Source organism: Bacteroidales bacterium, assembly GCA_016707785.1.
In the GTDB taxonomy this organism is placed as follows: domain Bacteria; phylum Bacteroidota; class Bacteroidia; order Bacteroidales; family UBA4417; genus UBA4417.
The window spans coordinates 109644-121634 of record JADJGZ010000060.1 but is presented as its reverse complement, the minus strand read 5'-3'; the positions used below and the strand labels follow the sequence as shown (position 1 = coordinate 121634).

Here is an 11991-nt window from a genome sequence, read left to right as displayed (position 1 = left end):
GAGGTGATGAAAATCCACATTCAGATTAATCTGTGTTGTGGATTTTTAATTTTACCCAATTAAGTAAAATTCTATTTATTGCGGCTCGTTTGTCCAATTTACCTTGCAAAAGGAACCAATTACTCTGACAGTAAAACAATCCATTCATTCGACTGCTTATCAATCTTGCAGATTAAAGGTTTCAGAGGTTTTAGTGCCGGACCTTTGAGGACTCTGCCTGTTGAAGCCTCAAAACCAGATCCATGGCAAGGGCAAAGTATAAGGCCATTTTCCTCCTTAGTTAACAAACAACCGGCATGAGTGCAGGTGGAAGAAAACGCTCTTGTGATTTTATTATCCGAATAAAGATAAAAGCCTTCAAAAAAAGTTACCCCCTCTTTTAAATTGTTGATTCCCCTTATTTCTTTTCGGCTTACCCGGCTTGCCTCCATTCTCCGAATCATTCGTTCCCATAAATATACCATAACAGCCATTAATATTAGGCTGGCTGAAGAAAGAAAAGCTTTTCGGCTGATTTTCGTATTATTCATCTGCTTCTGAATCCGGGCATCAAAACTAATAGTTTTCAAATTGACCGCAACTGTTTATTCTCCGGTACATTGATTGATATATGTCAACAATTTTTATGTCGGAAAGCATAAATTATCCTGAGTATCTTAAGGATAAATTAAGTGCTTCAAAATCAAGTATATAAATAATTTTTGCTCTATTTAGAATTGTTCTTAGAATCTGTGTAAGTGTCATATAAACAGTGTGTTATATATATAGATATGATTATGATAAATTTAATATTTTTTAATGTATTTATAATCAGGCAGTTGGATATCGTATGTAAGTAATGTGATTTTTTGCATATCATAATGTTTACGCTACTTTTGTTTTGTTACTCGAATAACAAGAGAAGAATTGATGGGAGTTTTTTCTGAAAATCTCAAACAATGATTGCATGAAAACAAGAAGAGATTTTATCAAAATCAGTGCCTTGGGACTGGGGGCTACTGCAGCCATTGGCGGAGCTGCCAAGTATGTCCTGGGTACCCCGCTCGAAAGCCTGTTTGGTGGTACTGAGGATGAATCCCCGGTGCTGAAACGTTTTCCCACCTATTGTGAGGTGTGTTTCTGGAAATGTGCCGGTTGGGCTTATGTGGCCGACGATGGTACAATTAAAAAGATCATTGGAAACGATGATGATCCCCAGTGTAATGGCAGACTTTGTCCAAGGGGAACCGGTGGAGTGGGGATGTTTTCTGACCCTGATCGCCTTAAGAAACCATTGATGCGCGTTATAAAGGATGGTAAACAAACCTATAAAGAAGTTGGCTGGGAAGAAGCACTGGATTTCATTGCCTCGAAAATGAAGTCTATTGCATCAGAGCATGGACCAGAAAGTATGGCACTGTTCTATCATGGGTCTTCAGGGCATTATTTTACTCATCTTCTAAATGCTTATGGATCAACGAATACTGCCGCTCCTTCTTTCGCTCAATGCAGGGGTCCACGCGACATCGGCCTGGAAGCTACTTTTGGAGAATCAGTCTCTAGTCCTGAAGTCACCGATATCAGGGATACCCGCTGTCTTGTACTTATTGGCGCTCATATTGGAGAAAACATGCATAACGGACAGGTGCAGGAGATGAGTGAAGCTATTGATAAGGGAGCAGTTATTATTACTGTTGACCCAAGGCTTTCCACTGCTGCATCAAAATCAAAATACTGGTTGCCTATCAAACCGGCTACAGATATTGCCCTGCTTTTGTCATGGATACACGTACTTATCAATGAAGAAATATACAATGAGGAGTATGTGAAAATGAATACTGAAGGGCTGGATGAATTAAGGCAGCACGTGAGCACATTTACACCCGAATGGGCTTATGGGATTACAACTATTAAGCCGGAAATCATCAGGCAAACAGCCAGGGAAATGGCTGCAGCCGCTCCCTCTGTTGTTGTTCATCCGGGCCGTCATGCTACATGGTATGGTGATGATGTTCAACGCACACGAGCAATTGGTATTCTGAATGCTTTACTGGGTACCTGGGGTAACAGGGGCGGGTTCTTCTTCAAGGAAGGATTCAAATTGCCCGAATTCCCTCATCCTGAGTATCCTGCTCCCCGCTGGAGCTGGAAAGATACACTTGAAGGTCGTTACCCTCTTGCAAATATGGCTGTAACTACAACCATTATGGAAGCTTCGGTTCCTAAACCGGGAAGGGAAAAAAACATCAAGGGTTGGTTCGTGTCGGGAACAAACCTGCCTATTGCCATTCCCGACAAGGATTTATTTGCCAAAGCGGTTCAGAATCTGGACCTGATGGTGGTGATCGATACCATGCCCATGGAAATAACCGGTTATGCTGATGTTGTACTTCCTGAATGTACCTATCTTGAACGTTATGATGACATCAGGGATACGGCACACAGGGAACCAACCCTCGCTCTCAGGATGCCTGCTGTTGAACCGCTTTATGAGACCAAACCTGCATGGTGGATGGCAAGGGAAATTGGTATCAGGCTTGGTCTGGATGAGTATTTCAATTATAAAGATTATAAAGAGGTATTGGACTGGCAATTAAAACAGGTTGGCCTTTCTTTAACTGAATTGGAAAAAATAGGGGTTAAAAAGATGCCCAGGACCAAGCCTGTCTATGCGAAAAAGGGTGAACCCATTGCCTTTAAAACACCTACCGGGAAAATTCAATTGTATTCTCATTCACTGGAGGCTGCAGGATTCAGTCCTATGCCAGAATATACTGCCCACCCTGAACCTCAGGAAGGCTTCTACCGTCTGATTTATGGAAGGGCCCCCATGCATACTTTCAGCAGGACTGCCAACAATCCCAACCTGGTAGCTTTAATGCCGGAAAATGCTGTTTGGGTAAATCCGCAGGTGGCTGAATTGTGGGGGTTAAAAAAGGACCAGTATGTTTGGCTTAAAAACCAGGATGGTGTTATTTCCACTTTCCCGGTCAAGGTCAGGGTAACAGAAAGAATTCGCTGGGATTCAGTCTATATCGTCCATGGATTTGGACACCATCATGCGCCTCTGAAGAATGCTTATGGTCGTGGAGTGAATGATACTGAACTCATTACGCGGGTGATGACAGATCCCATTATGGGTGGAACCGGAATGAGAGGAAATTTTGTGACGTTTTTAACTAATGATCCCGGAAAGGAGACCGAATCATGAGATATGCCATGGCAATAGATACCCGCAAATGCGTGGGTTGCAGCGACTGCGTGGTTGCCTGTCAGACTGAAAATAATGTTCCGATCGGATATTGCCGCGATTGGGTAAGCGAAACTGTTGATGGTACTTATCCAAATGTTAGCATTGAACTGCGATCAGAGCGCTGCAATCATTGCGACAATGCGCCATGTGTAAGGTGCTGTCCAACCGGGGCAAGTCATTTTGAAGAAGGTGGAATCGTAACAGTGACGCATCATAAGTGTATTGGTTGTGGCGCCTGTATCCAATCCTGTCCTTATGAAGCAAGGTATTCCCATCCGGATGGATACGTTGATAAATGCACATTCTGCCTACACAGGGTGAGAAGAGGAGAGGATCCAGCCTGCGTGAGTGTTTGTCCCACGCATTGTATGTATTTCGGCGACCTCGACGATCCCAACAGTGAGATCGTCAATGTGCTGAAAAACCGCAAATTCAAAGCATTGGCCCCTGAAGCCGGAACAAAGCCACAAATTTACTACCTGGTTTAATAGCTGATAACCTCTTAATATTACAAGCTATGAGAGAAGAATTATTTGTAAGTGGTCGTAATCTTCCCAATATCGATCCTTACCTGAATATCTGGCACTGGCAGATTCCCATTTACCTGTTCCTGGGTGGTCTTGCAGCAGGAATCCTGTTTTTTGCCGGTGTTTTTTACATCCTTGGGAAAGAAAAAGAGATGCCAGCCACTGTTAAATGGGCCCCTTTCCTGGTTCCAATTGCTTTGATCCTGGGACTTTTCATGTTATTCCTCGACCTGAAGCATAAATTGTACTTCTGGCAGCTTTATACCACCATCAGGCTTGAATCTCCTATGGGCTGGGGCGCCTGGGTACTAATGATTATTACTCCTATCTCTTTTGTTTGGGTGGGTAGTTATATGAAGGAACTGTTCCCGGCATGGGACTGGAAGTTTAAATTCCTTAAGCAGTTTGAAAAATGGGCTATTAAAAACAGGAAATATATTGCCTGGCCTATGGTCATTTATGCTGTAATATTGGGTATCTATACCGGCATCCTGCTATCGGCTTTCAATGCCCGTCCCTTATGGAACACAGCTTTACTCGGACCGCTTTTCCTCGTTTCGGGGATGTCTACAGGGGCAGCAACCATCATCCTTTTGAGTAAAAGCCATGCAGAAAGAAAGATTATTGGCAGACTGGATATCCTCCTGATCGTTATTGAGCTGTTTTTTATCACCCATATGATCATGGGATTCCTGGCCGGTTCGGAAGTACAGATCAATGCTGCCCAGCTATTCCTTGGCGGTGAATTCACTGCTTCCTTCTGGGTATTTGTGATTCTCCTGGGTTTACTTTTTCCTGTTGCTCTTGAAGTATTGGAACTCCTGGGGTACAAAGTTCCTATCATATTGCCTGCTATACTGATTCTTATCGGTGGACTCATTTTCCGCTTCATCATGGTTGAAGCAGGGCAAATTACAAGGTATCTTTACTGATATGGTTAAGTAAAAGATTAATTCACATGGATATGAAAAAATCAAATCAATCGGGCACTTTTTACCTGAATCCCTACCTGGGAGGCGTCTTTCTGGGTCTGGTGCTGATGGCAACCTTCTATATTACCGGCAGAGGCCTTGGGGCAAGCGGTGCAGTTAAGAGTACTGTTGTTGAAGCAGTGAGTGCTGTTGCTCCTGCACATGCTGAAAGCTCTTCCTATTATGGAAAATTTCTCAGCGATGATAAACATCCTATGAATACCTGGCTGGTGTTCGAAGTCATAGGTGTGCTTGCAGGAGCTTTCCTTTCCGGACTGTTATTCAATCGCCTGAAATTTAAGGTGGAGCACTCTCCGAAGATTACTTCCAGGAGAAGGCTCATCTTTGCTCTTTCCGGGGGTATTCTCTTTGGAATTGGGTCACAGCTTGCCAAAGGATGCACAAGTGGAGCAGCGCTAAGTGGAATGGCAGTATTGGCCTTAGGCGGTTTTATCACGATGATGGCCATTTTTGGGACGGCATTTGTGTTTGCCTGGGTATTTAAAAAGAACTGGATTTAACCCTTTAAAGATTGTAGCTATGGTAGGACCTCTTATACCAATGGACGTTATCCCACAAGCCTGGGATAATGTATTTGCCCTGCTCCTCGGAATGGGTTTTGGATTTACACTCGAAGCTTCCGGTTTTTCATCCTCACGGAAAATTATCGGCACTTTTTTCGGATACGACTTTGTGGTTGTGAAAGTTTTCTTTACAGCCGCCATCACAGCAATGCTTGGCCTGCTGTATTTTTCTTACCTGGGCTGGGTCGATTTCTCCATGCTGTATATACAACCCACTTTTGTAACTTCTGCTATTGTTGGAGGGATTATTATGGGAATCGGATTTTCAATGGGAGGTTATTGCCCGGGAACCAGTTTCTGCGGGCTGGCAATTGGAAAACTGGATGCATTAACCTTTACAGCCGGTATGTTTATCGGGGTATTCCTTTTTTCGGAAGCATTTCCACTCTTCGAAAATATGTATAATAGCGGAAACCTTGGAAATGTGTTAATTACTGATTCATTAGGAATTTCTAAGGCTTTATTCGCCTTCCTGCTCGTAGTGATGGCTGTTGGAATGTTCTTCGGAGCGACATGGCTTGAGCGCAGAATTAAAAAAGTAGAATATTAATATCAGACGAAATGGACAGACGATATACTATACTTGCTATCCTGGTGATAGTGGCTGCATTCGGACTGCTGATCCTGCCGGAGAAAGGCGGATCCAAAGAAACAGATCCCACTAAAATGCTGATCTCAGTGAACGATCATGCCAGGTTCCTCTCTACTGATTTGATTACAGAAAGGATTATTGAAGCTGACCCTACCCTTCAATTAATTGATGTAAGGCCGGCTTCTGAATTCAGAGTGTTTGCATTGCCGGGAGCTGTCAATATTCCAATCGACTCGTTCTTAAGCCCACAGTGGAAGGATATTGTAACTGAGAAAGCTAAAGACAAAGTTTTTTATAGTAATGGCAGCATTGAAGCAGACCTGGCCTGGCAAATTTCTACAAGACTTCAGGTGCCCCGGGTTTTCGTAATGGAGGGAGGCTTAAATCATTGGTTCGAGACCATTATCAAAGGAGTTGAGCCATCAGTTACTGCTTCATCAAAAGAGAACGACTTGTACACTTTCCGCCTTGCTGCCCGCCAATATTTCATTGGTGCACCAGCATCAGGAGGTGGTTGTTAAAATATTTCTGAACTTCCGCTTTTAACATTGAATCATCAAGCAACAATTTGTCTGCCCCATAATAGCTATTCAAAATTTGCAGAAAATGAAAAAGTTTATCAAGAAAAATGCTCTTTTCCTGTCAGCCCTGGTTGTAGTAATCATTATCATCCTGATTATTGCTATATCCAATCGTCCTTCGGTTACTTACAAAATGACAAAAGATAACCTGGCCGGCTTATTGAAAGATAGCAGCCAGCTTATATCACCGGTTGAATTGGATGCATTGTTGGAGCAAAAGAAAGGTACCCTGGTTATGGTCGATATTCGTTCGTTCGAAGAATATAGTAAAGGGCATATAAAGGAGTCAGTTAATATTCCTGTGATGAACCTGTTGGATAAAAACGCCCTTTCTTTCTTTGACGAATTATCTTCAAAAGGACAGGAAGCCATTTTATACGGAGATGACCAGCTTCAGGCTAATGGCCCCTGGTTATTATTAAAACAGGTAGGAGTGAAGAATGTTAAAATATTGCAGGGAGGTTATCAGCTATACAAATTACTACCTCTTAACGATTCTCTTACAAGCCTTACTAAACACTTGGTCTGGGTAGAGAGGTCAATCATAGATACCTCGGCTCTGCGCAAAAAAACAACATTGGTTTCTTTACCGGTAGCTGGTAAACCAAAAGCAGAGAAGGAAAAAGTAATCCCGGTTAAAAAGGAGGAATCAGGTGGCGGTGGCTGCTAGACCCTGGTCTTATTATTCAGAAATTTAACTTTCCGTTGAGGGTTCAATTTTACTGATTCCGTTGTTACCGATACTGATCATCTTCATTTTATAAAGTGCACCTATTGCTTGTTTGAAGCTTTTCTTGCTCATTCCTAATGCTTTATAAATATCCTCAGCAGGGCTTTTGTCAGTTAATGGCAGGAAGCCTTCCTGCTCTTCCAAAGCGGTGAGGAGCACTTTCGACATACCATCAATTTTATCATAACCTTCCTTATGCAGCCGAAGGTCAATTTTACCATCAGGCCTGATCTTATGAATAAAAGCTTTCAGTTCCTGACCTTTTCTGAGGGTTTGAAAGACCTCATTTTTATATAATATTCCCTCATGCCTGTTAAAAATTACTGCCTTGTATCCAAGTTCTGATATTGCAGTAATCATTATTTCAACTTCATCTCCGGGGAGGTAATTTATGGGTTCATGGTTCAGAAATTGTCCCAGTTTTGCTGAAGCTGCTATCCTGTCAGTTTCTGCATCAATATAAATAAAGACCACATACGACTTACCTTCTTCCATGGGTTGTTTCTGCTCCCGAAAGGGTACTAACAGATCTTTCGGAAGCCCCCAATCAAGGAAGGCTCCAATCGGATTTACAGAGGCCACATTCAGATAGGCAAATTGACCAACCGTGGCATAAGGTTGTTCAGTTGTAGCGATGAGGCGGTCCTCTGAATCAAGGTAAATGAAGACTTCTATTTCCTGCCCAATCTTCAGATTTTCCGGAGCGTATCTGAGTGGTAAAAGAATATCGCCTTCAGGCTGGCCATCCAGATAAAAACCGAATTCTACCTTGCGAAGTACCTTCAGTGTATTGTATTTCCCTATTTGTGTCATAATCCTGTAGAAAGTACTGCAAAAGTACTCTTTTGTTTAACAGGCGAAAGAAGTTCAGTAGATTAGGCCTTTTCTGATGCCCACCTCACCATTGCAGGGACCAGTGATCGGGGCATGATGCGACCGGAAAACACCATTAATTTATTCATCCAGCCATGAATGGCAACAGTCCTTCCACTCATCATCGCCTGGTATCCATACTCAGCGACTTCTTTTGATGTGGGCAGTTTCTTCCCTTTAACGAGTTTCGATTCAGTTATATCAGCCGTTGCCTGGAATCCGGACGCTGTAGGGCCCGGACAAAGTGCTGTTACTGTGATCCCCGATCCCTTTAATTCATTTGATAAGGCTTCGGAGAATGAAAGTACATATGCTTTTGTTGCATAATACACTGCCATAAGCGGACCTGGGAAAAAGGAGGCGGTTGAAGCCACATTCATAATTCTACCAGTCCTTCTCAACGACATAGATTTGGCAAATTCTTTAGATAAATAAGTGAGAGCGGTCATATTCAGATTAATCATCTGTAATTCCTTCTCCCAATCTGTTTGAGTGAATAGACCAAAATCACCAAACCCTGCATTGTTAATCAATATATCAATAGTAAGGTTCTTTCCTAAGGTCGTTTTAACAACCATCATTGCTTCTTCAATATTTGAAAGATCCGCCTCAATAACAAGGCAGCTGATTTTATGCTTTGTCTCCAGCTGTAATTTTATTTCTTCGAGTTTCTGGAGGCTTCGGGCGACCAAAATCAAGTCGTAATTATTCTCAGCCAGGATACAGGCAAGTTCATACCCTATTCCTCCAGAAGCACCGGTTACTAATGCAAGTTTTTTCATTCTAAATGTTGTTTGAAAATTGTATCTGAATATTCAACATGTCTATAGCTCCTTTGTTAGCAGCCAGTCTGTTAAAAGATGATAAAATCCGGAATTAAGATTGAAAGACTCATCCAGGTAAAATTACCTGGAGGTTGTGAGAGGTCAATTTTCCTTTCAGAAGAACTGCGACTACTGTTACTTCTTCATCCAGGGATTCTTCAGGAAGATCAATATATAAAATACCAGGCACCTCGCTCCAATAGCTCTTCATCATCACTTCTGTCTTCAGTTTGGTGCCATTCCCCACAACCCACACCCTGTTGACCGGGTTTTTCAGGCCCTTTATCATCAGGGGCCATTAGGTTTATTAGTGATAAATAAATAGAGTGTTGTACTGTCTTTGGATAAAGCAGTCGGGCCATAGAAATAATCTTTCGGTATTCCCGCCTGTGTTCCGTAAATAGCTTCAGCATGTTTCTTTGTCCATCTGCCAAGTGCTTTGAGAATGGCTACCTGTTCGGAGGGAATAGTTCCATCAGGTTTCGGACCAATATCGAGTAGCAGGTTTCCACCCATGCTGATACAATCTGTAAAGATCCGGATCACCTGGTTGGAGGATTTGTAATTCTTATCATTGGGTTGAAATCCCCAGGAATCATTCATGGTCATGCACAATTCCCAATAGGGTTCATTTGGGGATGTAAGCGGCACTCCCTGCTCAGGTGTTGCATAGTCGCCATACCCATTAATCCTGGAATTCACAATTACTCCGGGCATCCATTCATTAATGAGGTTTCTCATTTCCTTCGATTTCCATTCATCGGCATTATAATCCCAGTCGCCATCAAACCAAAGCAGGTCGGGTTTATAAGCAGCCAATTCATGAATTTGATTTTTCCTGAATTCCAAAAAACGATTCCAGCGAATCGGGTCATTTTCGTATCTCGACTGGTTATTCAGGAACTTGGGGTAATCAGGATGTGACCAGTCGAGCATGGAAAAATACAGACCATTTTTGATTCCCTGTTTACGAAGGGCATCACAGAAAGGTTTCACCAGGTCTTTAGCGGCAGGTGTTTTCTTAATGACATTCAGATCACTTTGTTTAGTGTCGAAAAGAGCCACCCCCGTCATGATGTTTTGTCGTAAGAACCGCATACCTGGCACCGCTTTCCTTAATGAGGGAAGCCCAGGATTCAGGGTCATATTTAGAAGCAGTGAATCCTTTGGTCTGCTTCATGTATTCCTCATAGGGGAGGTAGCGATTATAGAAGGACCAGGATTCATCCACTCCTTTCACGGAATATATACCCCAATGTATGAATACACCTAATCGTGCTTCGGCGAACCATTTCATCCTGGCCTCTTTTTCTGCTTCTGTTTCTTGTCCTAAAATAATTAGTGGGAAGAAGATGATCAGAATCAGGAAAGAGCAGGTTTTCATTTTATCAGGGAGGTTTCTTCTTGTTTCAGGTGAGATTTTAGAAGGTCCATGAATTCATTGATGATAATGGGCTTTGCTATATATCCATCACATCCGCATTCGAAGGCTTTCAGCTTATCAGATTCCCGCGCATAAGCTGTTTGCATTATAATTGGTAAATGGGGAAATTGCTGCTTAATTATCCTGGAGGCTTCATAACCATCCATAACAGGCATTTTTACATCCATTAAAACCAGGTCAATGTCCGGGTTGGATTTACATGCATGAACCGCTTCAGCCCCATTCATTACCCTGATAAGGTTAAAATTCTGGTTGGCTAGAAGCTGATCCAATAGCATGAAATTCAAGTCTTCATCTTCAGCGATCAATAAATTCTTAGGTGCTTCAAAATTAAGAAAATTATCATTTTCTTTTTGTGTCTCTTTATGATGGCCGTTTCTAGCCAATTCAAAAGGAAGGGTAAAATAGAAAATAGAACCTTGACCGGGAGCTGATTTTAGCCAGATCTTACCTCCTAATAACTCAACATAAGCTTTTGAGATAGAAAGGCCAAGTCCAGTGCCTCCAAATTGCCGTGCAATAGTACTGTCAGCTTGTCTGAAACGGTCAAATATTTCAGTATGCATATGGGAGGGAATTCCAATTCCGGAATCTTCCACGAAGAATTCAATGCTGTGATCCTTAAGTGTATATCCAAAGGAAACATGACCATTCTTAGTGAATTTCATTGCATTCCCAATGAGGTTTGACATAACCTGTATCAGTTTCGTTTCATCTGTCTCCAGATTAATGTCAGAATCTGGTAAAGGTGTTTGACAATTCAGTTTCAAATTCTGACTGACTGCCTTAATTTCGAACTGGTTCTCCAGATTCCTCAGCATCTGGTTAATATTGACCTTGCTGGTCTTTATGGTCTCCTGGCCAGCTTCTATAGTAGCAATATTAATAATATCAGTTATAATGGAAAGCAGGTGATTGCTTGCGTTACAGATAATTTCTGTGAAATATTTCCGCTTATCTTCTGATAGTGTAGGATCATTCAGGAATCCGGAGAACCCGATAATGGCATTCATAGGAGTCCGGATTTCATGTGAAATATTGTTCAGGAAGGCTGTTTTCAGGCGGTCATTTTCTTCTGCCTTATTCTTAGCTCCTATGAGGGCTTCTTCCACCATCTTCCGCTCTGTAATATCCAGTAAGGTGCCAATCATTTTGGTAGCTTCACCGGATTCGTCAAAGGTTAGCTCTCCTTTTCCCCATACCCATCGTTCAACTCCATCATTTACCCTGATTATTTTATACTCTTTATTGAATTCAGATCTTTTTCCAAGTACTTCTTCAATCAGATAGTTTTGTATCTCATCTTTATGATCGGGATGAGTGAAATCAAGCCATGAGCGCAAAGTTTTAGGGGTTTGTGCATCAATTCCAAGGATTTCATCCAATACTTCGGAAGAACTCCATATATCATTAATGATATCAATGCTGAACGAGCCGATCCTGCCAACGCGCTGACTTTCACTCAACCAATACTGGCGTTCCCTGAGTAGTTCTTCTGCTTTTCTCCTATCCGTGACATTTCTTGAAACCTCCGCCTTATAAGGTGATAAACTTGCTATTTCTCATTCTTTTTATGCAATTCATACCGACTTACCCAGTTGCTTCTACCCAAACGGTTGAACCGTCTTTGCAT

11 protein-coding genes and 1 pseudogene are annotated in these 11991 nt (G+C 42.2%); 7 read left to right on the top strand and 5 right to left on the bottom strand.

Annotated elements, in window-relative coordinates:
- Positions 1-119: 119 nt before the first annotated feature.
- On the bottom strand, positions 120-530 hold the full coding sequence (locus tag IPH84_20290) for a Rieske (2Fe-2S) protein (protein ID MBK7175498.1): 411 nt from the start codon (positions 528-530) through the stop codon (positions 120-122).
- 416 nt (positions 531-946) lie between these two features.
- On the opposite strand from IPH84_20290, the gene IPH84_20285 reads away from it, so the two are divergent.
- The 7 genes from IPH84_20285 to IPH84_20255 all read left to right on the top strand — a co-directional run bounded on the left by IPH84_20285 (position 947) and on the right by IPH84_20255 (position 7157).
- Positions 947-3190, top strand: coding sequence for a molybdopterin-dependent oxidoreductase (locus IPH84_20285; GenBank protein MBK7175497.1), 2244 nt, complete (start codon positions 947-949; stop codon positions 3188-3190).
- Positions 3187-3720: a 4Fe-4S dicluster domain-containing protein gene (locus tag IPH84_20280; protein MBK7175496.1), complete on the top strand. Its 534-nt coding sequence runs from the start codon at positions 3187-3189 to the stop codon at positions 3718-3720. The genes IPH84_20285 and IPH84_20280 overlap by 4 nt, the downstream gene beginning before the upstream one ends.
- Positions 3721-3749: 29 nt before the next feature.
- Positions 3750-4691 carry a polysulfide reductase NrfD gene (gene nrfD / locus IPH84_20275; GenBank protein MBK7175495.1) on the top strand — a complete coding sequence of 314 codons (942 nt, stop codon included), beginning with the start codon at positions 3750-3752 and terminating at the stop codon, positions 4689-4691.
- Between the two features lie 32 nt (positions 4692-4723).
- Positions 4724-5251 carry a YeeE/YedE family protein gene (locus IPH84_20270; GenBank protein ID MBK7175494.1) on the top strand — a complete coding sequence of 176 codons (528 nt, stop codon included), beginning with the start codon at positions 4724-4726 and terminating at the stop codon, positions 5249-5251.
- A 19-nt stretch (positions 5252-5270) separates the two neighbouring features.
- Positions 5271-5864 (top strand): YeeE/YedE family protein, encoded by a 594-nt coding sequence (locus IPH84_20265; protein ID MBK7175493.1) that lies wholly within the window; start codon positions 5271-5273, stop codon positions 5862-5864.
- A gap of 11 nt (positions 5865-5875) precedes the next feature.
- Positions 5876-6427, top strand: a complete 552-nt coding sequence (locus IPH84_20260; protein ID MBK7175492.1) for a rhodanese-like domain-containing protein — start codon at positions 5876-5878, stop codon at positions 6425-6427.
- Positions 6428-6512: 85 nt separating this feature from the next.
- Positions 6513-7157 carry a rhodanese-like domain-containing protein gene (locus tag IPH84_20255; protein ID MBK7175491.1) on the top strand — a complete coding sequence of 215 codons (645 nt, stop codon included), beginning with the start codon at positions 6513-6515 and terminating at the stop codon, positions 7155-7157.
- 24 nt (positions 7158-7181) lie between these two features.
- On the opposite strand, the gene IPH84_20250 is transcribed toward IPH84_20255, so the two are convergent.
- From IPH84_20250 to IPH84_20235, 4 genes and pseudogenes are all read right to left on the bottom strand, one after another.
- On the bottom strand, positions 7182-8030 hold the full coding sequence (locus tag IPH84_20250) for a GntR family transcriptional regulator (protein MBK7175490.1): 849 nt from the start codon (positions 8028-8030) through the stop codon (positions 7182-7184).
- A 62-nt stretch (positions 8031-8092) separates the two neighbouring features.
- Positions 8093-8872 (bottom strand): SDR family oxidoreductase, encoded by a 780-nt coding sequence (locus tag IPH84_20245; protein MBK7175489.1) that lies wholly within the window; start codon positions 8870-8872, stop codon positions 8093-8095.
- Positions 8873-8981: 109 nt separating this feature from the next.
- Positions 8982-10298 (bottom strand): annotated as a pseudogene (locus tag IPH84_20240) (alpha-L-fucosidase).
- Positions 10295-11824: a response regulator gene (locus IPH84_20235; protein MBK7175488.1), complete on the bottom strand. Its 1530-nt coding sequence runs from the start codon at positions 11822-11824 to the stop codon at positions 10295-10297. The pseudogene IPH84_20240 and the gene IPH84_20235 overlap by 4 nt, the downstream one beginning before the upstream one ends.
- Between the last annotated feature and the right edge of the window lie 167 nt (positions 11825-11991).

What these genes read in the sequence shown, in the direction of transcription:
- IPH84_20290 (MBK7175498.1), bottom strand. Translation starts at nt 530, where the DNA reads ATGAATAATACGAAAATCAGCCGAAAAGCTTTTCTTTCTTCAGCCAGC.
- IPH84_20285 (MBK7175497.1), top strand. Translation starts at nt 947, where the DNA reads ATGAAAACAAGAAGAGATTTTATCAAAATCAGTGCCTTGGGACTGGGG.
- IPH84_20280 (MBK7175496.1), top strand. Translation starts at nt 3,187, where the DNA reads ATGAGATATGCCATGGCAATAGATACCCGCAAATGCGTGGGTTGCAGC.
- nrfD (MBK7175495.1), top strand. Translation starts at nt 3,750, where the DNA reads ATGAGAGAAGAATTATTTGTAAGTGGTCGTAATCTTCCCAATATCGAT.
- IPH84_20270 (MBK7175494.1), top strand. Translation starts at nt 4,724, where the DNA reads ATGAAAAAATCAAATCAATCGGGCACTTTTTACCTGAATCCCTACCTG.
- IPH84_20265 (MBK7175493.1), top strand. Translation starts at nt 5,271, where the DNA reads ATGGTAGGACCTCTTATACCAATGGACGTTATCCCACAAGCCTGGGAT.
- IPH84_20260 (MBK7175492.1), top strand. Translation starts at nt 5,876, where the DNA reads ATGGACAGACGATATACTATACTTGCTATCCTGGTGATAGTGGCTGCA.
- IPH84_20255 (MBK7175491.1), top strand. Translation starts at nt 6,513, where the DNA reads ATGAAAAAGTTTATCAAGAAAAATGCTCTTTTCCTGTCAGCCCTGGTT.
- IPH84_20250 (MBK7175490.1), bottom strand. Translation starts at nt 8,030, where the DNA reads ATGACACAAATAGGGAAATACAATACACTGAAGGTACTTCGCAAGGTA.
- IPH84_20245 (MBK7175489.1), bottom strand. Translation starts at nt 8,872, where the DNA reads ATGAAAAAACTTGCATTAGTAACCGGTGCTTCTGGAGGAATAGGGTAT.